The organism is Pseudomonas extremorientalis (genome assembly GCF_024584605.1).
Classification (GTDB): Bacteria; Pseudomonadota; Gammaproteobacteria; order Pseudomonadales; family Pseudomonadaceae; genus Aquipseudomonas; species Aquipseudomonas extremorientalis.
Genome location: NZ_CP089519.1, coordinates 247,745 through 270,484 on the forward strand (window position 1 = coordinate 247,745; position 22,740 = coordinate 270,484).

Annotated in this window: 16 protein-coding genes; 3 read left to right on the forward strand and 13 right to left on the reverse strand. The window is 61.0% G+C overall.

Annotated features, from left to right (window positions below):
* The first annotated feature begins 1 nt into the window (after position 1).
* Positions 2-2,185 (forward strand): glycoside hydrolase, encoded by a 2,184-nt coding sequence (locus LUU92_RS01125; protein WP_257103036.1) that lies wholly within the window; start codon positions 2-4, stop codon positions 2,183-2,185.
* Between the two features lie 116 nt (positions 2,186-2,301).
* Here LUU92_RS01125 and LUU92_RS01130 read toward each other — a convergent pair whose 3' ends face one another.
* From LUU92_RS01130 to LUU92_RS01185, 12 genes are all read right to left on the reverse strand, one after another.
* Positions 2,302-2,928, reverse strand: coding sequence for a class I SAM-dependent methyltransferase (locus LUU92_RS01130; RefSeq protein ID WP_071492520.1), 627 nt, complete (start codon positions 2,926-2,928; stop codon positions 2,302-2,304).
* 40 nt (positions 2,929-2,968) lie between these two features.
* Positions 2,969-3,613: a methionine ABC transporter permease gene (locus tag LUU92_RS01135; protein ID WP_071492519.1), complete on the reverse strand. Its 645-nt coding sequence runs from the start codon at positions 3,611-3,613 to the stop codon at positions 2,969-2,971.
* Positions 3,603-4,718: a methionine ABC transporter ATP-binding protein gene (locus tag LUU92_RS01140; RefSeq protein ID WP_257103037.1), complete on the reverse strand. Its 1,116-nt coding sequence runs from the start codon at positions 4,716-4,718 to the stop codon at positions 3,603-3,605. Before LUU92_RS01140 ends, LUU92_RS01135 begins: the two co-directional genes overlap by 11 nt.
* Positions 4,715-5,530, reverse strand: a complete 816-nt coding sequence (locus tag LUU92_RS01145) for a MetQ/NlpA family ABC transporter substrate-binding protein (protein ID WP_257103038.1) — start codon at positions 5,528-5,530, stop codon at positions 4,715-4,717. Before LUU92_RS01145 ends, LUU92_RS01140 begins: the two co-directional genes overlap by 4 nt.
* Positions 5,527-6,906 carry an LLM class flavin-dependent oxidoreductase gene (locus LUU92_RS01150; protein WP_071492517.1) on the reverse strand — a complete coding sequence of 460 codons (1,380 nt, stop codon included), beginning with the start codon at positions 6,904-6,906 and terminating at the stop codon, positions 5,527-5,529. Before LUU92_RS01150 ends, LUU92_RS01145 begins: the two co-directional genes overlap by 4 nt.
* A complete protein-coding gene (locus LUU92_RS01155) occupies positions 6,906-8,099 on the reverse strand; it encodes an SfnB family sulfur acquisition oxidoreductase (protein ID WP_257103039.1) in 1,194 nt (397 codons plus the stop codon). Before LUU92_RS01155 ends, LUU92_RS01150 begins: the two co-directional genes overlap by 1 nt.
* A gap of 24 nt (positions 8,100-8,123) precedes the next feature.
* Entirely contained in the window at positions 8,124-9,365 is a 1,242-nt protein-coding gene (locus tag LUU92_RS01160; RefSeq protein ID WP_257103040.1) for an SfnB family sulfur acquisition oxidoreductase, read from the reverse strand.
* A 187-nt stretch (positions 9,366-9,552) separates the two neighbouring features.
* Complete coding sequence (locus tag LUU92_RS01165) at positions 9,553-10,317, reverse strand: hypothetical protein (RefSeq protein WP_071492514.1); 765 nt, start codon at positions 10,315-10,317, stop codon at positions 9,553-9,555.
* A gap of 367 nt (positions 10,318-10,684) precedes the next feature.
* A complete protein-coding gene (gene tcyN, locus LUU92_RS01170) occupies positions 10,685-11,431 on the reverse strand; it encodes an L-cystine ABC transporter ATP-binding protein TcyN (RefSeq protein WP_071492513.1) in 747 nt (248 codons plus the stop codon).
* 3 nt (positions 11,432-11,434) lie between these two features.
* Positions 11,435-12,100: a cystine ABC transporter permease gene (gene tcyL / locus LUU92_RS01175; protein ID WP_010214112.1), complete on the reverse strand. Its 666-nt coding sequence runs from the start codon at positions 12,098-12,100 to the stop codon at positions 11,435-11,437.
* A complete protein-coding gene (gene tcyJ / locus LUU92_RS01180) occupies positions 12,100-12,894 on the reverse strand; it encodes a cystine ABC transporter substrate-binding protein (RefSeq protein WP_071492512.1) in 795 nt (264 codons plus the stop codon). The genes tcyL and tcyJ overlap by 1 nt, the downstream gene beginning before the upstream one ends.
* Before the next feature lie 290 nt (positions 12,895-13,184).
* Positions 13,185-14,180, reverse strand: coding sequence for a D-cysteine desulfhydrase (locus LUU92_RS01185; RefSeq protein WP_071492511.1), 996 nt, complete (start codon positions 14,178-14,180; stop codon positions 13,185-13,187).
* Positions 14,181-14,345: 165 nt separating this feature from the next.
* Between LUU92_RS01185 and epsC the strand changes: the two genes are divergently transcribed.
* Positions 14,346-15,272, forward strand: a complete 927-nt coding sequence (epsC, locus tag LUU92_RS01190; RefSeq protein ID WP_257103041.1) for a serine O-acetyltransferase EpsC — start codon at positions 14,346-14,348, stop codon at positions 15,270-15,272.
* Positions 15,273-15,277: 5 nt separating this feature from the next.
* Here the strand turns inward: epsC and LUU92_RS01195 are convergent, their stop codons facing one another.
* Positions 15,278-20,359: an NEL-type E3 ubiquitin ligase domain-containing protein gene (locus LUU92_RS01195; protein WP_257103042.1), complete on the reverse strand. Its 5,082-nt coding sequence runs from the start codon at positions 20,357-20,359 to the stop codon at positions 15,278-15,280.
* Between the two features lie 342 nt (positions 20,360-20,701).
* Here LUU92_RS01195 and betT point away from each other — a divergent pair, with 342 nt between their 5' ends.
* Entirely contained in the window at positions 20,702-22,663 is a 1,962-nt protein-coding gene (betT, locus tag LUU92_RS01200; protein WP_165447923.1) for a choline transporter BetT, read from the forward strand.
* The last annotated feature ends 77 nt before the right edge of the window (positions 22,664-22,740 follow it).

Here is a 22,740-nt window from a genome sequence, read left to right on the forward strand (position 1 = left end):
CATGCCTCACTCCCTGCGCCACGGTCTGTTGATTTGCACACTGTTGCTGTCACCCATGGCTTTTGCCAGCACCGTATTGGAAAACCTCCTGTGGCGGGTCGAACTCGACCCGGCCACCCTCGCCATCCGCGTGACGCCCCACGGGCAGGCGACGGTACAAGCTTCCAGCGGCTTGCCGGCGCGTGCCGTCAGCCAGCTTGTGCGGAGCGATCAACAGGCCAGTTGGCAGTGGGATGACGGCGCCTTCCGGGTGAGCGCCAGTCTTGAACAGCGCGACCTCAAGTTGACCCTGCGCGCGCGTGGGCCTGGCGAGCTACCTATCCTTCAGCAACCCGCCAGCGCCCTGGGCAACGGGCTGATGTGGCCGTTGGCCGAAGGGCATTACGTGCCCGCCGACAACGCTGTATGGAACGCGTTTTTGCAGGATCAAGGTGATCTCAACACCACCCAGGACCTCAGCCTGCCGCTGTGGGGCCTGGACCACGGGCGCTTCACCTTGAACTGGTTGCTGACCAACCCCTACAACAATCGCCTGCGCTGGCAGGAAGGGATGGCGCTGTCCGTGGCCCATGAGTTCACCACGCTCGACCCTGATGCGCCGATGACCCTGCTGTTGCACCTGGGGGAGGCCGATCCCTTGGCCGGCGCCAAGCGCTACCGCCAATGGCTGGTGGAGCAAGGGCGTTATGAACCGCTGGCGGAAAAACTGCGGCAGACACCCGAGGCCGAGAAGTTGCTGGGTGCCAGCCATGTCTACCTGTGGGGTAATGACCTGCTGGCGCCAGAGGATGTCCGTGACTGGCCGTTGTTGCTCAAGCGCCTGCGTGGCCATGAACTCAAAGGCTTGCTCGACAAGGAGTCGACAAAGATCCTGGGGCAGGCGACGGCCTTGAATCGCTATGAGCAGACCGCGCTGCTGCGGGGGCTGAATGCGGCAATCAACAGCAAGGCCCGGCAGAGTTGGCAGGTGCAAGAGCCGGATATGACGCGCCTCGCTGCACGTTATGGTGAGCTGCGCAGCGAGTTGGCCGTCGCGTTCGCCGGTGCGCTGAGCGACAACCCCCAAGCCTGGGGCAGCCGGGCGATCCAGTCGCTGCGTGATACAGGTCTTTCACGCTTGCTGCTGACCCTGGGCGAAGGCTGGGAGGGCGGCCTGTGGCACCCCGAGGCGATCCGCGCCGGGGTTGAGGCGGGTTACCTGATGGCGCCCTACGATTCCTATGAAACCGCGTTGTCTGCCACGGAAAATCCGGATTGGACCACCGCCCACCTGGGCAGCAGGGCTTACCGCGACTGCGCGATTATGTTGAAGGGTGGCACGCTGAAAACCGGCTTCCAGCAGTCCGGTCACTACACCGACCCACGTTGCGTGCGGCCTTTGCTCGAAGCCCGTGTGAAGGCCGTGCAGGCCAAGGCCGGTTTCAACGCCTGGTTCCTCGATGCCTATGCCACCAGCATGGTGTTCGACAGCTACCGCGACGGCGCCGGGATGACTCAGGCGCAAAACGCCGAGGGCAATATCGACGCCTCGCGCTGGCTCAACACGGTGCTCAAATTGCCAACCGGTTCCGAAGACGGCAACGCCATCACCGCCCAAGGCATTCTGTTCGCCCATGGCATGCAGACGCCGGTGATTGGCTGGGGTGACCAGGCCATGACCCAGGACAAGCAATCGCCTTACTACGTGGGCAATTGGTACCCGCCGGAGCAGCCGACGGTGTTCTTCAAGCCGGTGCCGCTCAAAGAGCCGTTTCGTACGATCTACTTTGAGCCGAGCATGCGGCTGCCGTTGTACCAGGCGGTGTTCCACGGCTCGGTGATCACCACACACCACTGGCTGTTCGACAGTCTCAAACTGAGCAATGTGCGGGTCGAGAATGAGCTGACGCAACTGCTCTACAACGTGCCGCCGCTGTATCACCTGAGTGCCTCGACCGTTAAGCAGCGGCTGCCGGTGATCCAGCGGCAGGATCGGTTCTTCCGGCCGCTGCACCAGCGTTTGGCGACCCAGGCGATGACGGATTTTCGTTGGCTGACGGCGGACAGGCAGGTGCAGCAAACCACCTTTGCCGATGGCACGCGGTTGGTGGCGAATTTTGCTGTCGAGGAAAAGGAGGGCTATGCCGGGCGCAGTGTGACTGCATATGGGGTGGGTGAAAAACCGCTGGTGTATCGGGTGGAGTAAGGCTGCCTCAGCAGGCGTCATCGGGGGCAAGCCCCCTCCCACATGTTGACTGTATTCACACATCAAACTGTGGGAGGGGGCTTGCCCCCGATGGCGTCAGACCAGGCAACGAAAATCTACCGCTTGCGCCACACACTCGCCAACCAGGGCTGTTGCGCCCTGGGCAAGCCTGCCGGCCGGTAGTAATGCTCCAACTCCACAAACCCGGCTTGCGTCAGGAGTGTTTGCCACGCCGCCAGGTCGTGATAAGACCCGTACCGTGGCCCATTCCAGCCTTCCTGGTTGTCACCCCGAGGGTTGGAACTGAACAACACGCCGCCCGCCTTCAAAGCCCCATGCAATTGCTTGAGCACACGTGGCAGTTCCTGCTTGGGGATATGAAACAACACCGCATTGGCGAAGATCCCGTCAAAGCGCTCGACAGGCAGGTCGAGCTTGAGGAAATCCTGCTGCAACACCTCGCAGCCACTGTCCTCCCGCGCCATCTGCGCAAACCGCTCCGAGCCGTCGAGCCCCACCGCGATATGGCCCATGCGGGTAAAGGTCTGCAAGTCACGCCCTGGGCCGCAGCCGAAATCCAGCACAGTAAACGGTGCCGGACCCTGGATATGCCGCAGCAGGGCATCGATGTTCTGGCTCACATCGTGATCGCGGGTGCCTTCACGGAAGTCCTCGGCCACTTTGTTGTAGTGGCCGAGGGTGGCGGAGGTGATCTGCTTAAGGTCGTCGGGTTTGAGTGTCATGACGGGTAATACCGGGCGTCTTCGATGACCCGACTATACCTCACCTCTTATTGAGCCCCCGCGCCAGGCGATCCCCACCCACCTGAATCACCGCCACCAGAATCACCAGCAGTACGATCACCGTGAGCATGATCTGCGTATCAAAGCGCTGATACCCATACCGGTACGCAATATCCCCCAAGCCCCCCGCGCCAATCGCGCCGGCCATGGCCGATGAGTTGATCATGGTCACCAGCGTGATGGTGAAGCCGCCGACGATCCCCGGCAGCGCTTCCGGCAACAGCACGTGCCAGATGATGTGCCAGCGGCGGCAGCCCATGGCTTGTGCGGCTTCGATCAGGCCGTGGTCGACTTCGCGCAGGCTCACTTCGGCAATGCGTGCAAAGAACGGCGTGGCGGCAATGGTCAAGGGTACGACCGCTGCCCATACGCCGTAGGTGGTGCCGACGATCAGCCGAGTGAACGGGATCAGCGCCACCATCAGGATCAGGAACGGAATCGAGCGGAACAGATTGACGAACGCCCCCAGCACGCGGTTCAGCGCCGGGGCTTGGTAGATGCCGCCTTTGTCGCTGGTCACCAGGAACACCGCCAGCGGGATGCCCACCAGCAGCGCGATCAGCGATGACACGCCGACCATCAACAAGGTGTCGATGGCGCCCTGCACTAAACGATCAAACCACATAGCCCAGCACCTCCACCTGTTGTGCCCAATTGCCGGCGCGGTTACGCAGTTCTTCCGCGCTGTGGGGCGAGCCATTGACCGCCAGCAGCAGTTGGCCTAGGGCATGCCCCTGGATGCGTTCCACGCCGCCTTGCAGCAAGCGCACGCGCCCGCCTAGGGCGCCGAACAGTGCGGCCAGGTCCGGCTCGTCGGTATCGCTGCCGGTGAAGCGCAGGCGCAGCACCACCGAGGCATTGGCAGTCGCCGGTTTGGCCTGCAAACGGCTTTGCAACTCGTCCGGCAGCCCGTGTTGCAGGGGGGCCAGCAGGGTTTTGCTGACTTCATGCTGCGGGTTGCCGAACACGTGCCACACCGGGCCTTGCTCGACGATGCGCCCATGTTCCAGCACCACCACGCGGTCGCAGATTTCGCGGATCACCGCCATCTCGTGGGTGATCAGCACGATGGTCAAACCCAGGCGCCGGTTGATCTCGCGCAGCAGGCCGAGGATCGATTGGGTCGTCTCCGGGTCGAGGGCCGAGGTGGCCTCGTCGCACAGCAGGATCTGGGGGTCGTGCACCAGCGAACGGGCAATGCCCACCCGTTGTTTCTGCCCACCGGACAGCTGCGCCGGGTAAGACGTGTGCTTGTCCTGCAACCCCACCAGTTCCAGCAGCTCGCGTACTTTTTGCTCGCGCTGCTGCTTCGGCACGCCCGCCACTTTCAACGGCAACTCGACGTTCTGCCACACCGTTTTGGCCGACATCAGGTTGAAGTGCTGGAAGATCATGCCGATGCGTCGACGCAGGGCCACCAGACGGTCTTCATCAAACTCACCGATGTCCACCTGATCGATCAGCACCCGCCCGCTGCTGGGTTGTTCCAGGCGATTGATGGTGCGGATCAGCGATGACTTGCCGGCGCCGCTGCGGCCAATGATGCCGAACACGTCACCGCGCTGGATCGCCAGGTCGATGCCTTGCAACGCATGCACCGTGCCGTCGTAGGTCTTGCCCAGGTTGATGAAACGCACATGCGCGCGATTGAGGTTCGGGTGCAATTCGCTCTGCTCGGCGTCCCTGGGCGGCAGGCCCAGGTCACGCAGTTGGGCATGGGCGGCGGTCATTTTTTATCTTCCCAGCCGACTTGGTAGAGCTTGCCGAGGGATTTATCCAAGGCGGCACGCACCACCGGCGAATGCTGGTAGATATCCACAAACTTGATCACCCGTGGGTCGGTCTTGCTTTTGGGCTGGATCACGAACTGGATCACGTACTCCGGATGGTCGAGGCCGTCGAACAGCAGCGCCGACTCGGCATCGAAGGTCTTGGACAGGCGGATATACGCCGGGTAGCCCTGCACCAGGTCGGCATCGTCATAGGCGCGCACCAGTTGCACGGCCTCGACCTGCAGGATCTTGATCTTCTTCGGGTTGGAAACGATGTCCTCTTCGGTGGCCTTGTAGCCCACGCCCGGCTTGAGCGTGATCAGCCCCGCCTTGGCCAGCAGTTGCAGGCCACGACCGCTGTTGATCGGGTCGTTGGCAATCGCCACGCTGGCGCCCTGGGGCAGGTCGCTGATGCTTTTGTACTTCTTCGAATACAGCCCGACGTTGTTGATGATGCCCGGCGCATAGGGCACCAGGTCAAAACCGGCGGCGGCCTTGGCGTTTTCCAGGAACGGGATGTGCTGGAAATAGTTCACGTCGATATCGCCGGCAGCCAGGCTGACGTTGGGTGCGATCCAGTCGGTGAACTCCACCAGCTCGACTTTGAGGCCTTGCTTGCCGGCTTCGGCTACAGCGGCTTCCAGAGGAATCGCAAAGGCGGCGGTGGTGCCGATCTTCAACGGCGCATCGGCGGCGAATACCGCTGAGCTGAACAGTCCGAATGCCAGGGCCAGTGCTTTGACTGGATGAGTGAGCAGTGTCTTTTTCATTGGGTATTTCCAGTCAGAGAAGCAATTTGTCGGTAGGTGGAACCGGTGTGTTGTTCGGGTAGGCGGGCGCTGCCCTGGAAGACTTTTTCCCGCAGCGTTCCCTGTTCATATTCAGTTTTGTACGACCCGCGCTTTTGCAGCTCCGGCACCACCAGGTCGATGAAGTCCACATAGCTTTCCGGCGTGACGATGCGCGTGAGGTTGAAGCCATCCAGGCCGGTCTCGCTGATCCACGATTCCAGCTCGTCGGCGACCTGTCCGGGCGAGCCGACCAGGGTGATGTAGCGCCCGCCCAGGGCGTGCTGTTCCAGCAATTTGCGTCGGGTCCAGTCGTTGTTCTGCAGGTTCTTGGTGGCCGACTGGATCGCGTTGCTCTTCACGTACTGGATCGGCTCGTCCAGTTCGTATTGGGCAAAGTCGATGGCGGTGGATGCCGAGAAATGCGCCACGCCGGCTTCCGGGCTGGCGTAGCTGAGGTACTCGGCGTGTTTGGCCCAGGCCAACGCTTCTGTGGCACCCACGATCACGTTGAGGCCCATGAACACCTTGATGTCATCCGGGTTGCGCCCGGCCTCGACCGCGCTGGCGCGCACCTTGTCCACCTGGACCTTGGTCGCCGCCTTGTTCTGGCCGCTGATGAATACGCACTCGGCATGGCGCCCGGCGAACAGCAACCCGCGCTCCGAACTGCCGGCCTGGAACAGCACCGGCGTACGTTGTGGAGAGGGCTCGCACAGGTGATACCCGTCCACCTGGTAAAACTCACCCTGGTGCTCGACCTTGTGCACCTTGCCCGGCTGCGCATACACCCGCGCCTTGGGGTCGTTGAGCACCGCGCCGTCTTCCCAGCTGCCTTCCCAGAGTTTGTAGAGCACCTCCAGGTATTCATCGGCCTGGTCGTAGCGGCGGTCATGCTCGACTTGTTCAGTGAGGCCCATGGCCTTGGCGGCGCTGTCGAGGTAGCCGGTGACGATGTTCCAACCCACACGGCCACGGCTCAGGTGGTCCAGCGTGGACATGCGCCGGGCGAACAAATACGGCGGCTCGTAGGTGAGGTTGGCGGTGAGGCCGAAGCCGAGGTTTCTGGTGACGGCGGCCATGGCTGAGACCAACAGCAACGGATCATTCACCGGCAGTTGGATCGACTCTTTGAGCGGCACATCAATCGAGTTCTGGTACACGTCGTACACACCGACGATATCGGCGATGAACAAACCGTCGAACAGCCCGCGCTCCAGGGTTTGCGCCAGCTCGGTCCAGTACTCGATCGTCTTGTACTGGGTCGAAGTGTCCCGTGGATGCGTCCACAGGCCGTGGTTGATATGCCCGATGCAGTTCATGTTGAAGGCATTGAGCAGGATTTTTTTCTTCGCCATCAAATGGTCCCCCGCAGTGGCGGGTTTTCATCATTCAGGTAGTAATTACCCACCGCGTGGTACTTCCACCGCACCGGGTCGTGCAGGGTGTGCACCCGGGCGTTGCGCCAGTGACGGTCCAAGCCATGTTCAGCCAGGGTCGCCTGGCTGCCGGCCAGTTCGAACAGGGTGCTGCCGGCGGCCAGGGAAATTTCGGTGCTCAAGGCGCGTACTTCCGCGACGGCAATCGAGGCGGCAGCGACGGTCTCGGCGTTGCTGTCGGCCTGGGCGCGGTCCAGGTACTCGCCCGAGCGCTCCAACAGCGCCTCGGCGGCGTGCAGGCGGATGCTCAAGTGGCCGAAGCTTTTCAGGGTCAGTGGGTCTTCAGTGGCCTTGTCGTTGCCGGAGTCGATCCACGGGCGGGTCTTGGTGCGTACAAAGTGCAGCGCATCTTCAAAGGCCGCACGGGCGATCCCGGTGTCGATGGCAGCGTGAAGGATCTGGGCCAGCGGGCCGACGGTGGTCGGGCGTTCGAAGGCGCTCTGGAACGGGATCACGTCCTGCGCGGCCACCCACACGTTATCGAACACCACCGAACCGCTGCCGGTGGTGCGCTGGCCGAAGCCGCTCCAGTCGTCGATCACGCTCAGGCCTTCGCTGTCGCGTGGCACAAAGGCCAGTTGCTGCACGCCGTGTTCATCCACCACCGAAGTGGGGATGCGCTGGGCGTAGATCGCGCCGGTGGAATAGAACTTGCGGCCGCTGATACGGAAACCGTCACCGTCGCGGGTGATTTTGGTGACGCGGTCATGGGCGGTCTTGGTGCCCAGTTCCGCCAGGGCGTTGCCGAAGCGCTTGCCGGCGAGTACCTCGGTGTACAGGCGTTTTTGCTGTGCCGGGCTGCCGTTTACGCGCAGCACTTCCAGGGCGTAGAAATGGTTTTGCGGGATCTGGCCCAGGGATGCATCGGACTGGGCTATCAAGGCAATGACCTTGGCCAGGGTGACATTGGATACGCCCGCGCCGCCGTATGCCTTCGGCACGTTGATGCCCCACAGGCCGGAGCGCGAGAACGCATCCAGCTCGGGCAAGGGCAGGCGGCGCTCGCGGTCGCGCTGGGCGCTGTCGCGGCGAAAGTCTTCGGCCAGGTCGCTGGCGACAACAAGGGCTTGTTCGTCGCTGGTGATGACCGCGACGGGATGAGAGAAAGTCATGATGTTCTCCAGATGTCTGGTCGGTCAGATCCAGGAATGGCGAGCCGGCAAGGTACCGTTCAAGCGATAGGCGCCGATGGCGTGATACTTCCAGCGCACCGGGTCGTGCAGCGTGTGCACCCGGGCGTTGCGCCAGTGACGGTCGAGGTTGAATTCGGCAAGGGTGGCGCGGCTGCCGGCCAGTTCGAAGAGCTTTTCGCTGACCAGCAGCGACACTTCGGTGGTCAGCACCTTGGCCTCGGCCACGGCGATGGAGGCACGCGCGGCGGACTGCGCGGTGATCGGCGCGGCGCTGACCTGGTCCAGCACTTGCCCCGCTTTGCGCAGCAAGGCTTCGGCGGCGTGCAGTTCGATCTTGAGCTTGCCGATGTCGGCGATCACATACAGGTCATCGCTGGCACGTTCGACCTTGGCGTCGATCCAGGGGCGCGAGCGTTCGCGTACGAACGCGATGGTGTCATCCAGCGCGCCACGGGCGATGCCGGCGTCGATGGCCGCCTGGATCAATTGCGAGACGGCGCCCTGTATCGTCGGGGTTTCGCCGATGCGCCAGTTTTCCACGACCAGTTCGGCCTCCACCGGCACCTGATCCAGCAGCACCGTGCCGCTGGCGGTGGTGCGCTGGCCGAAGCCGGACCAATCGTCAACGATGCGCAGCCCTTCAGTGCCTCGGCGCACGAACGCCATGACCTGCTTGCCATCATCGTTCAACGCCTTGACCGCGACCCAATGCGCAAACAGCGCGCCGGTGGAATAGAACTTCTGGCCGCTGATTACGTAACCGTCACCGTTGGCGGTGATGCGCGCCTTGAGCTCCAGGGTATTCCTGGTGCCGCGTTCCGGGCCGCCATTGCCGATGCGCCAGCCGTCGAGCACGCTTTGGAACAGCTGTTTTTTCTGGCGTTCGGTGGCGGCGCCCTGCAACAGGTGCAGGATGCCGAAATGGTTCTGCGGGATCTGACCGAGGGCCGGGTCGGCCGCGCTGATGATCGCGAACACCTCGGCCAGGGTCACGAACGACACCTGCGGGCCGCCGTACTCACGGGGAATGGAAATACTGCCCAGCCCGCTGCGGGTGAACTGCTCGATCTGCGCCCACGGCAGCTTGCGTTGCTGGTCGCGCCTGGCGGCTTGCAGGCGTGCCGCCCCGGCCAGCTCATGGGCAGCTTTCAGCGCCTCTGCGTCGTTGCGCAGCACGGTGGCCGGCAACAGCAGGGGGGCTACGTCCAGATCATTCTGGGGGGGTGTTAGAGCCAAGTTAGACATCAGCGCCGCTCCTTGGCTGCACGTAATGCCCTGGCGTTGCGCACCGGGGTAATCCTGACCATACCGACCTCGCATTCAATGAAATAAAAACAGAAAAATCAGAGATGTCCGGTGGTCCGGTGTATATACCCTAAGCGTGTTAAATATTTAAATAAACTAACTTTTGGGAATATGCATAGAAGGTCTGTCACCCAGGTTCACAGGGCGATCCCAGCGCTCGTGGCTGATAGGTCAGCGCGGTCCCGGCCGGGCGGGGCTGTGCCCCCGCTGCGATGCGCAAGGTGCGCGCGGGTGCCCAGCGTGAATTGTTGCCGACGCGGTCAAGAATGCAGTACGTGACTTCCAGCCGGCAGTCGTCGCCCGCTTCGATAATCACCGTCGAAGGTACCCATACCTGTACCGCCAGGCCGACTTCCCTGGCCCGGATCTTCGGCAGATCCAGGCGTACATCGCCCCAGCGCAAGGTGATGGCATCGCCGGTGGTCATGTGCAGGTAAGGCTCGATGGTCAGGGGAATACCGCGCCGAACCTGGCTGGCATTGACGCCGTAGCGGCGGATGATATCGGGCAGGCCCACGGGGGCGAGGTTCTGGTTTTCGTCACCGCAAAGGGGCGAGGGTTGGCCGCCTGGGCACAGGGTCTTTACACGCACTCGCGTCACGGCTGAGCGAGCAGGGCCGTGGCCGACCTGCATGACTTGGTAATGCACCTGCGTCGGCCCCTCCAGCACAAAACTCTCTGGTACTCGCAGGTGAGTGAACTCGCCGATCTTGCCTGTGGTGATCCGACGTGAAGCGGCGAAACAGTTGTTCCAGAACAGCTCGATCAGGTCGCCTTCATCCATGCCGGGATACGGCGGGATGTCAACCTGCAAGTGTGCGGCGGCCAGGGCATTGATGCCATTGCCGACGGCCTGGGGCAGTGTCGGGGCGGTGAGCAGGGGGTGCGTCATAAGTAATCTCCTTGATGCAGCCAGCAGCAATCGCTCCGGACCTTTGGCGCAGGTGTGCGCGGTGGGCCGAACGAAACGATTCAGTGAGTAGCCGGGATAGGATCCAATCCTCTGGGCGCTAGATAAGAGGGTTGGCCGGGGGGCGTCAATGGCGGCAAAGGGCTAAACGGCGGTGTTGGAGAGATTCAGAAGGGTCTGACTGAGGCGGGGATATTCGGACGGATGCCGTGGGGTGTTTTGCTGGTTGGAATGAGCACCTCGTGTAGGAACAGGCTTGTGTGGGAGCTGGCTTGCCTGCGAAGGCATCGCCCCGGTGTGAGAGGTTCACCGAGGTGGCTGTATCGCAGGCCAGCGCCTACCCAAAGCTTCAGTGGGCGAGAAACTTGCTCAGGAACTGTTTGGTACGCTCTTCCCTGGGGTTGGCGAACAGCGCCTTGGCTTCGCCTTGTTCCACGATCACACCCTTGTCGAAGAAAATCACCCGGTTGGCCACATCCCGCGCAAAACTCATCTCGTGGGTGACGATGACCATGGTGCGGTTTTCTTCGGCGAGGCTGCGGATAGTCGCCAGCACTTCACCGACCAGCTCCGGGTCCAGCGCCGAGGTGGGTTCGTCGAACAGGATCACCTCCGGCTCCATGGCCAGCGCACGGGCAATCGCCACGCGCTGCTGCTGGCCGCCGGACAGACGCCGTGGGTAGGCGTCTTCCTTGCCTGCCAGGCCTACCCTGGCCAACAGCTTGCGACCCAGTGCGACCGCGGCATCGTGCGGCATCTTCTTGACCACGGTGGGACCTTCGATGACGTTTTCCAGCGCGGTGCGGTGGGGGAACAGGTTGAAGTTCTGGAACACAAAACCCACGTGCTGGCGCAGGCGTCGCACCAGGCTTTGTTGCTGGTTGATCGGCTTGCTGGTGTCGATCTCGATGTCACCCACCTTGATGCGGCCGCTGGTGGGTTGTTCGAGGAAATTCAGGCAGCGCAGGAAGGTGGTCTTGCCGGAACCGCTGGGGCCGATGATGGCGATGACTTCGCCTTCCTTGACCTCCAGGTCGATGCCGTTGAGCACCACCTGACCGTTGAATTGTTTGGTCAGTTTTTCAACCACGATCATGCTTCAGGACTCCAGGTCATGCCGGTTGACCCGGTCTTCCAGGCGGTTTTGCAAATGCGCCAGGATGCTCGCCAAAATCCAGTAGATCAGGGCAGCGGAGAGATACATGGTGAAGATTTCGAAGGTCCTTGCCGACACCAGTTGCGCCTGACGGAACAGCTCGGGCACCTGGATGGTGGCGGCCAGCGCCGTGTCCTTGACCAGCGAAATGAAACTGTTGCCCAGCGGCGGCAAGGCTGTGCGCATTGCCTGCGGCAGGATGGCCCGGCGCAGGGTTTGCGCGCGGGTCATGCCGATACTGGCGGCGGCTTCCCACTGGCCACGCTCGATGGAGCCGATAGCGGCACGCAGGATTTCACAGGCGTAGGCGGCCATGTTCAGCGAGAAGCCGATCATGGCTGCCGGGATAGGATCCAGCTCGATGCCCACTTGCGGCAAGCCGTAGTAGATCAAAAACAGCTGTACCAGCAAGGGCGTGCCGCGAAAGAACGACACGTAGACTCGGGCGAGCCAACTCACCAGCTTGAAGCGCGACAGGCGCATCAAGGCCAGGCCGAAGCCCAGCAGCAAGCCGAAAAACATCCCGCCGAGGCTGAGGATCACCGTGTAATACGCGCCCTTGAGCAGAAAGGGCGCGGAGTCCAGCGCGAGTTGGAAACCTGCTTCCATTATTGAGTGACGTCAGCGTTGAAGTACTTCTCGGACAGCTTCTTCAAGGTGCCGTCGGCGCGCAGTTTGTCGAGGGCCTTGTTCACGGCATCAAGCAGTTCTGGCTCGCCCTTGCGCAGGGCAATACCGGCTTCCTGGCGGGAGAAGGCGTCGCCGGCAGCGGCGGTGTCCGGGGCTTTCTTGGCGTATTCCAGGGCGGCCAGGCGGTCGATCAGGATGGCGTCGATACGGCCGATGCGCAGGTCCTGGAACTTGGTCGGGTCGTCGTTGTAGGTCTTGATGATGGCTTTGGGTTGATTGTCCTTGAGCCATTGTTCGTAGTTGGTGCCCAGGCCTACGCCGACTTTCTTGCCGGCCAGGTCGTCGGCGGTCTTGATGGTGTCGACGTTTTTCTTCAGGACCAGCGCCTGGATACCGGAGACGGTGTAAGGCTGGGAGAAGTCGTATTTCTTTTTACGTTCTTCGGAGATGGTCACCTGGTTGACCACGGCGTCCAGGCGCTTGGATTCCAGGGCGGCGAGGATGCCGTCCCATGGCGTCGCTTGCAGCTTGACCTTCACGCCCAGCTCCTTGGCCAGGGCTTCGGACAGTTCCACTTCGAAACCGCTGAGCTTGCCGCTTTCATCGACGAAGCTGAACGGCGGGTAAGTACCTTCCAGGCCGATCTTGATCTCGCCGGCTTTTTTGATGTTGCCCAGTTGTTCACCCGCGACTGCCTGGCCGATCAGGCCAGCCCCGAGTGCCAGGCCCAGAGTGCCAACCAGCAACGTGCGACGGAATACAGAAATAGTCATGAAGAGCCCCTGTGTTTTTATGGTGTGCGAAGCAGGTGACGCAGTAGTCGTATCCTGCCTTAAAGCGCGTAGCGCGTCTTCGCCTACGGCGCGACTATAAAGCCGGTTTTTAAGACTTGAAAATAATATAAATTAAATCTGATATTCCAATAAGAAATATATAGAAGTTCTAATGTGGGAGGGGGCTTGCCCCCGATAGCGGTGTAGCAGTCACAGAAGTCATGGTTGACACTCCGTCATCGGGGGCAAGCCCCCTCCCACATGTTGGTCCACATTTAGTCCGCGTTGATTCAGTTGAAGGCGCTCTTGTAAGCAAACAACGCCGGCGCGCCACCGGTATGCAGGAAAATGATCGGGCCATCCTCGAAGCGCTGGCGCCCGATACCGTCCAGCAAGCCGGCCATGGCCTTGCCAGTGTAGACCGGGTCCAGCAGCAGGCCTTCCTGGCTCGCCAGCAATTTGACCGCCGCCAGGGTGCCGGCGTTCGGTTCGCCATAGCGCGGGCCAAAATATTCGTCCCACAGGATCACCTTGAAGGCCTCGGGAATATCCACACCCAACAATTCGGCGGTGCGTTCGGCCAGGCCCTGCACTTTCGGGAACTGTGCTTCTTCGGTGCGCGATACGGTGATACCGATCACGGGCAACTGCGGCAGCACTTCGCTCAACGCCAGCGCCAGGCCGCTGTGGGTGCCCGCACTGCCGGACGCCAGCACCACGGCGGCAAACTCGATGCCGCTGGCTTCGATCTGCGCGGCCAGCTCCAGCCCGGCGCGCACGTAACCCAGCGCGCCGAGGGCATTGGAGCCGCCGATGGGCACCAGGTATGGCTGCTTGCCGTTGCTGCGCAGGCGGTCGGCGACGGCACTGAGTTGGTCGTCGACGTTGTCGAGGTTCTCCACCAGCTCCACCTTGGCGTCGAACAGGTCCAGCAGCAGGCGGTTGCCGTTGCCCAGGTAGTTGGGGTCTTCGGTGCCGGTGGGGTTCTCCAGCAGCGCGACGCAGCCCAGGCCGAGCTTGGCGGCCAGCGCGGCGGTCTGGCGCACGTGGTTGGACTGGATCGCGCCAGCGGTCACCAGGGTGTCGGCGCCTTGGGCGATGGCATCGGCGGCCAGGTATTCGAGTTTGCGCAGCTTGTTGCCGCCCATGGCCAGCGGTGTGGTGTCGTCGCGCTTGACGTAGATGTCTCTGCCCGACCAGGCCGACAGCCGCTCGAGTTTTTCCAGGGCGGTGGCGCCACCCAGCAGTTCCAGGCGGTTAAAACGGTCGAGCTGTTGTTTGATCATGGCTACGCACGGTTGATGAGGATGGGGCGACTATAGGCAGGCACTTTTCATCGGGCAACCGCCAATCGCTTATTCCGGATGGTTCTTAGTATTGCACCATTGGTTCTTAAGGGCGGCCAGGGTGCATACCGTAAAGTGAGCGCCATTACGTCAGGAGTGAAAACCGTGAGTGAGCGTTCCAGTCATTGGCAATTACAGACCATCGTCAGCCAGTTGCGCGGCGCCCGGGACCAGTGGCGAACGCGCAATGGCCGCTTGAGCGGTGAGCATGGTGGCCGCGAGTTGCCTTCGCGTGAAGCGGTGGCGCAGATCCTGGAGTCGTTGTGTGGCGCGTTGTTCCCCATGCGCCTGGGCCCGGTGGACCTGCGTGAAGAAAGTGAAGACTTCTACGTCGGCCACACCCTGGATGTGGCGCTCAATGCCCTGCTCGGCCAGGCGCGCCTGGAACTGCGCTACGCCGCGCGCCAGAGCGGCGAGGACGACAGCGCCGTTAACGACCACGCCATCCGCCTGATCCAGGATTTCGCCCTGGCCTTGCCGTCCCTGCGCAGCCTGCTGGACACCGACGTACTGGCCGCCTACCACGGCGACCCGGCCGCTCGCAGTGTGGATGAAGTGTTGCTGTGCTACCCCGGCATCCTGGCGGTGATTCACCATCGCCTGGCCCACCACCTGTACCGCGCCGGTCTGCCGCTGTTGGCGCGCATCAGTGCCGAGATCGCCCACTCGGCCACCGGCATCGACATCCACCCCGGCGCACAGATCGGCCCGAGTTTCTTTATCGACCACGGGACCGGCGTGGTCATCGGCGAAACCGCGATCATCGGCGAGCGGGTGCGCATCTACCAGGCCGTGACCCTGGGCGCCAAACGCTTCCCGGCGGATGAGGACGGGCAGTTGCAGAAGGGCCACCCGCGCCACCCGATTGTCGAGGATGATGTGGTGATCTACGCCGGCGCGACCATCCTGGGGCGCATCACCATCGGCAAGGGCTCGACCATTGGCGGCAACGTGTGGCTGACCCGCAGCGTGCCGGCGGGGGCGAATATCACCCAGGCGAACCTGCAGCATGATGACGGCACGCAAAAGTGAGCATGTCAGCGTTCAAGCCGACTCAGTGACAGGTGGGTCTGCTCGCGCAGCCACTCCATGCGACGTTCCGCCAGGTCATTGTAGAGCTGGTTGTACAGGTCCTCGGACATGACCTGGTCCGGGACGACTCGATCCTCGATCTGTAACTGTTCGACCAGGGACTTCAGTGCCTCACGTTTTTGCGTTTTCTCCTGCTCGCTCAGATCCTGCGCCTGGGCAAACGCTTTTTGTTCGGTATCCAGTTGCTCCAGGCCTTCCAACTGTCGAGCAGTGTTTTCTTCGTTGGCTGCGTAGTCTTTTGCGTAGCGTTCCTTCAGGAAGGGCTCCCAGTACGGTTCCTGCAACATGCGGTTCACCAGTCCGTCGCCTTCACTCAAGTCTTTCACGGCTTTGTGCGCATTGATGATGGAAGACATTGGTACGTTGGCGGTGTTTCGATACGTCATGCTGTCGCTGACCCAGGGCAGTTCGAGGCTTTCCGACAGGCGTGTCTGGTAGGCCAGGTAAACCTCCACCTCGTCGACGCTGCCGGGCTGCCCGTCAACAACATCGGTGGACAGTCGCAGTCCCTGGCCACCTTGATTGACAGGTTTGAGGCGGTTGGCGATGTCCGCCCGGGCGACATCGTTCACCATCTTGAGCCTCGCGGCGCCCTGGGCTAAACGAGTGATTTTCTCTTCATGTTCAGCGGGCGTTCGACTGTATCGCTTGGCCCTGGTGGCGGTGACCTGAATCCCCATTTCGGTGAATATCTGGCGGCTTGCGTCCGGGCATAGCCCTGGGAAGCTCGACATTCTGAACAGCTCCTGACGCAACATTTTGTCTTCGTGCATGCTCGACAGCATAAGCCGCACCTGTTTGGTCAGGATTTCTCGGTTTTGTTCGTAACGCACCTCGTCCATCGGGTCCTCGAAAGCCTCGGGTGGTTCCAGTTTCTTGATGACCTCAAAGAAACCCTGCGAGCCCTCTTCATGCTCCAAGTCAAACCAGATATCGGCAAAACGCACCTGATTGTCATCGTCCAAATCATCCACCCAGAATTCGCCATCGCCCTTGGGCCGGTAAGTGCGATAAGGGTCCAACCCAAAGTCAGTTTTGTGCTCGTCCCAAAGGGCCCTGGCTTCAGGTGTTAGGGTTGCGCGGTCCAGCCAGGTATACGCCACGGTAAATGCCTCTGCGGACTCCTTGGCAACCTCTGGAATTGTGATGATGGGATTGCCGCGAAGGTACAGGTTAAAAGTCTCGTCTCGCTCGTGCGCAAAGAGGCCCGCGGGCCATTCGCTGATCCCGGTGTGGGACAAGTCCAACTCCTCCAGGTCGCGCATATGACTAATATCCGGTACTCGCCCCAAAGGGTTTTTTGAAAGATCCAGCCCCTGCAACCGCCGCAGTTTTTTCAGCTGCTGGACAGCGGTATTGTCCAAGGCAATAGCGTTGTTGCTCACGTCAAGGGCTTTTAGCGAGCGCATGTTTCCGATGGCCTCGGGCAGCGTGACCAGACGGTTATCCGCTAAATCAAGCGCCTTCAATTTAGGGAAATGCGCCAGGAGTGGCGTATGTTCAGCGGCAAACCCACTGTCTTTCATATGCAAGTGCGTGACCAATCCCAACTCAAAGGGCAGCACGGGGAGTTCAGTCGGCAACGCCGTATCACTCAAGTACAGGTGCACATCGTTGCCTGTCGTATTGAACTCGTCGTGCAGTTTTGTGTATCCCTTGCGCCAGGCTTCTTTCAACTTCTTGGTAAATGCCTTCCTGGCAAGCACCTCTTCCAGCGAGTTGCGATAAGGAAATCGGGTACTGTCTTGCAAATAGGTGTGTAGCGCCTTGTCCAAGGCTTTGCCTTCGGCTTTCAGGTGTTCGAGTTGTAATCGCCCCTCTTCACTCTCGGCTTTTTCAGCGAAGCGTTTCACGCCTTGCTCGGACATCTCCGGCAGCCAGTGTTTGATATTCCCCTGCACCGTAACGGGATTTACCTCGACATCGACCACGCGGCTCATGCTGTTACCGCCACCGAGCAGAGTCAGTGTTTCACGTTCAGGATGGGTGGGGATAGGCGCCTCGGCGAGGGTCAAGCGCCGTTCGGTGGGCGCTTTGTTTTTTTCAATCAGCCATGTGCGCAGTGTGTCGCTATCGCGCAAGGGACTTTCGGGCGGCAATGCCTGGAATACAGCATTGTAGAAGTCAGTTGGGCCGTGTATCAGCTTGCCTTCGGCGTCGAACACCCGATACTGGCCTTTTCGGTTACGCACCAGGATCTTGAGGTGTGCGGCATCCTCTGCGCCGACCTGGGTTCTCAGGTCGCCGGTGGAGGTTCGTTCACGCACCTGGATACGCAGATTCGCAAAACTGTCTGAGTGAATTCTGAGGGTATTGAGTGCCAGGTTTTCGGTGTGTGTCGAGGGCGGGGTACCCTGGACAAGCTGTTCGAACATGCGCGTACTGCGGACTTCGAAATCCAGCTCCCGCGCTTGGTTTTTTACCTCCAATGGAAGGCGTTTCTTTTCACTCATAATGCTCAGGTGGCGACGACGGGTATGGCGAACCAGGCTCTGAGCGATACTCAGGGGGAGGTCCGGGTACTGGCTGCGCAGCAATTGGATAGAGGGCTCGTCGCTGGCCTCCTGGCGGGAGTAATCGCTGTGAGCGAGGGAGGCGCTTTGCTGCTCGACATACGCGGCCAGCCGTTCACGCAGCGCTTGTACGCGCTCATTTTCAGGCAACTGTTTGCCGAGTAACTGGGTCAGTTGTGGTTCATCCAGGTAGTCCACGACTTTTTCCGCCAGCCTGCCTGACATGACATCGGCGATGTTCAGGCTCAGGGTATCGGCGCCTGTTGCTTGTGCATTGCCATAACGACGGGGCGTGCCTGATGAATCGCCGCGCGGGTACACCAGCAAGGCTTTGTCGCGAGGCCAGCCCTCAAGCTCGGTGACCATTTGTTCGAACCAGTCCGACGACGGGTCAAGGGGCTGGCCTGTACGGATAGCGTCTCCGGCCTCTCTGATGCCCTTCTCACTGTTAAAGCGTTTGAGGGTATCGGCCAACAAGGGTGGGGTGGGTTCATTGTTGACATACATATGGCGTAAATCCCCGAACTCGACACCGCTTATCTGCCGTACCTGCTCCAGTTCACCGGCCGTCAGACCGTTTGTCTGTGGCCCGAGGCGTCTCAGCAGGCGAGCATTGTTCCAGGTCCTTGGCTGTTCACCGGCCAGCACGCACGCGCCGCTGCCATTGAGCGCCACGGGAGGCTGGTAGGCACTGGTGCGTTTGGGATGGGCAAGGGTGTACGTTTGGGTGACAGGGTCCTTGCGGACTTCATAGTGTTGGTTTTCCACTTTCGCAATCTGCTTGCCCTGATGGTGGTGAAGGCCATTTTCGTGCGCAATGGAGGTCTCGGGCAGGCGCAGGTTGGTATGTTGGTAAGGCGCGAGGTCAGGGGCCCAGAGGCGCGTCTGTGCGGAAGGTGTCTGTACGGGTTGGAGTTGCTCGACAAACGTGGACAGTTTCACCTTGGCAATTTCACCCACTCTGGCTCCCGCATCGAATAGCGCGAGCTGCAGCGCGTTCTCTGCGATCGAGAGCAGATGTTCTGCCGCTTCGCGCTGCAAGCCTTCGGCCCAATCGACGATGCCTTCAAATACATCGTCGAGCATCTGGTAGGTGGTGTAGGCCAACATCAACTCCCCCAGCAAGGGAACGAACGGAGTGATGACCAGGAGCGCGGCATTGAAAATGTCCGAGAGCATTTTCTCCAGGTTATCCCACCACTCCCAGCGTGCCATGCGATCGGCGTAGGCTGTGGAGATGGCAATCTCTCGGGCGTCGTTCACGCATTTGTTCAGTTTGACGCGGTAGAGATAGTGCCAGAGATTATCCTGGCCCGGATCGTCGCCACGGTTTTGAATATCGTCACGAACAGCCAGGGTGCGAAATTGCAGGTTGGGGGTTTCTACCGGCTCTGGGCGCCAGTTGGGGCGGCTGTCCCCAGGTTCTCTGTCGTGCCAGCGCACAGTGGAGAGCAACTGATTGAGTTGGTAAAAAAAGCGCCCACGTTCCTGATGGGCCACGAATTGGCTGAAGAACTGCTGGTAGCTGCGGCGGGATGGGTCGTCGGAAGGCGTGCGGTCACGCAGTTGACCGGTCAGCTCTTTGACGAAGGCCGGGGCCGAGCTGTAGTCCTTGATAGGGTGGGCGGGGTCATCAGGGATATAGACCAGGATTTTATGAAGGGCTGCGTCCAACCGTGCGGGCGCAATGATGAAAATGCCCAACAGGCGTGTATCCAGCAGGCTCAGCGCGTAGACGTCCATCGTTTGCCCGCCCAGTTGAAGCGGGCCGTCTCTTTGGAGCAGCGACTGAATGAGGGTGTAGCTGTCTTCGGTGATGTCTTTTTTGGCGAGCGCCACGTGAGCGGCACTGTTGAGGGCGGCTTTCAGGTTGTGGATGACTTTTTGTCGGAAGGAGGTGGCGACCGAGGCGTTGCCGAACCCCACTGTCAGGGTGAGGTTTTGCACATAGCGCGCACCGATATCCAGGTTTCGGCACACGGTTTTGAAATGGTCGGCGGTGAGGGGTTGACCTGTCACCCTGTGTTTGAACGTGAGTATCTCACGCTGCCCACGGGCATCCTCTGCTGCAAGGAAAGCGTAATCGACAAAGGTTTCCGAAGCTGAAAAGTTGTGCAAGGCGGCGTCGAGCAGCGTCGTTGTCCGGACGGAGACACCCGGGTGCGTCCCGAACGTCCACCAGGGCAGTGTGGCCGGCGCGTATAGACGGATCGAAGTATTCAACACATCAATAGCGCCGTAGTCACGCAGGGCATTTTTCAGCAAGGGCTCGGCGAAGGCCTTAATGTCGGTGAGTGTCTCGAATAGCGTGTCCAGTGCGTTCTGGCTGGCCCAGTGGGTGTCCAGGGCGTGCTTGAAGGGCAGTCGCTGCTCCGAGCCAGGGGCATTGCGATAGAGTTCCGTGAAGTCTGGGCGCTGTTTTTTCAACGCCGCAAAACGTTGCAGTGACGTGCTCCGCAACCATGGCGGCAATTGTTGCCGGATAAAATCAAAATGCTTCAATGTCTCTGGCATGGCTGAATGACCTCAGGTGGGCAGTGGTCATTCGATTGTGGTGAATGCAACAGGAGGCAGGCTGCACATATTGAAAGGCGTGCTGAACGTTTTTCAGCGCGATCCGTCATACCTTTCCTTGAGCTTGTGTAGGAATCACCTACCACTCAGCCCTGCGATTAGTCCCAGACCGCCTATCCATGTTTAACTTGAATGCTCGTTCAAGTTAAACCCGGTGGTTCGCTGCCCGCTCACAACAGGAGGCTTACCTTTGCTGAGTCCGTTTTTCACAGCCATATCCCTCATCCTTGGGGTGCATCGTTCATGAGTGCATCGTCCACCCCATCCAGCGGCCTGGTGCGCATGAATGCGCCGGTCTTCTACTTTGCCGCGACGTTTATCCTGCTGTTCGGCATCACCGTCATCGCTATCCCGCAACAGGCCGGTGCCTGGCTGCTGGCGGCGCAAAACTGGGCGGCCAACACGGTCGGCTGGTACTACATGCTGGCGATGACCCTGTATCTGGTCTTCGTGGTGGTCACCGCGCTATCGGGCTACGGCAAGATAAAACTCGGTGCCGACCACGACGAGCCCGAATTCAGTTACCTGTCCTGGGCCGGCATGCTGTTCGCCGCCGGGATCAGCATCACGCTGTTCTTCTTCTGCGTCTCCGAGCCGCTGACGCACCTGGTGCAACCGCCGCAAGGCGCGCCGATGAACGCCGACGCTGCGCGCCAGGCCATGCAGATCCTGTTTCTGCACTGGGGCCTGCATGGCTGGGGCGTGTTCGCGTTTGTGGGCATGGCCCTGGCGTACTTTGCCTACCGGCATAACCTGCCGCTGGCGTTGCGCTCGGCGCTGTACCCGCTGATTGGCAAACGCATCAATGGCCCCATCGGTTACGCGGTGGATGGCTTTGGCATTATCGCCACGGTATTCGGCCTCGGCGCGGATATGGGTTTTGGGGTGCTGCACCTCAACTCCGGTCTCGATTATCTGTTTGGCATTGCCCATACCCAGTGGATCCAGGTCGGTCTCATCACGCTGATGATGGGCGCCGCGATCCTGGTCGCTGTGGCCGGCGTCGACAAGGGCGTGCGGGTGATGTCCGACATCAACATGCTGCTGGCCTGTGCGCTGCTGCTGTTCGTGTTGTTCGCCGGGCCTACCCAGCATTTGCTTAACACCCTGATCCAGAACATCGGCGACTACCTGGGCGCCTTGCCGACCAAGAGTTTCGACGTATACGCCTACGACAAACCCAGCGACTGGCTGGGTGGCTGGACCGTGTTCTACTGGGCCTGGTGGATCGCATGGTCGCCGTTCGTGGGCCTGTTCATCGCACGGATTTCCCGTGGTCGTACCATCCGCGAATTCGTGTTCGGCGTGCTGCTGATCCCGCTGGGTTTCACCCTGGCCTGGATGTCGATCTTCGGCAACAGCGCCATCGACCAGGTGCTCAACCACGGCATGGCCGCGCTCGGCCAGTCGGCCATCGATGATCCGTCGATGAGCCTCTACCTGCTGCTGGAAACCTACCCCTGGAGCAAAACCGTCATCGCGGTCACGGTGTTTATCAGCTTCGTGTTCTTCGTCACCTCGGCCGACTCCGGCACCGTGGTGCTGTCGACCCTGTCGTCCAAGGGCGGCAACGCCGATGAAGACGGACCGAAATGGCTGCGTGTGTTCTGGGGGGCGATGACCGCGCTGGTCACCAGCGCCTTGCTGTTCGCCGGCAGTATTGATTCGCTCAAGTCAGCGGTAGTACTGACCTCGCTGCCGTTCTCGATGATCCTGCTGCTGATGATGTGGGGGCTGCACAAGGCGTTCTACCTGGAGTCGCAAAAGCAGATCGCCCAGTTGCATTCGCTGGCGCCGGTTTCGGCGGCGCGCAAGGGCCGAGGCGGCTGGCGTCAGCGTTTGAGCCAGGCGGTGCATTTCCCGTCGCGGGATGAGGTGTATCGCTTCCTGGAATCAACCGTGCGTCCGGCGATTGAGGAGGTAACGGCGGTGTTCGTCGAGAAGGGCCTGAGTGTGGTCACCCAGCCCGACCCTTCCAACGACAGCGTCAGCCTGGAAATCGGCCATGGCGAGGAACATCCCTTCGTCTACCAGGTGCAGATGCGCGGCTACTTCACGCCGTCATTCGCCCGTGGCGGCATGGGCTCCAAGGAGATCAACAACCGCCGCTACTACCGCGCGGAAGTGCACTTGGCCGAGGGCAGCCAGGACTACGACCTGGTGGGCTACACCAAGGAGCAGATCATCAACGACATCCTCGACCAGTACGAACGGCACCTGCAGTTCCTGCACTTGGTGCGTTGAGGTTCAGGCCCTGATGTACAGGGCCAGTGCCACTCACGGCGCGCCGAACACGCCACTGCCGATCACCAGCTCTGACA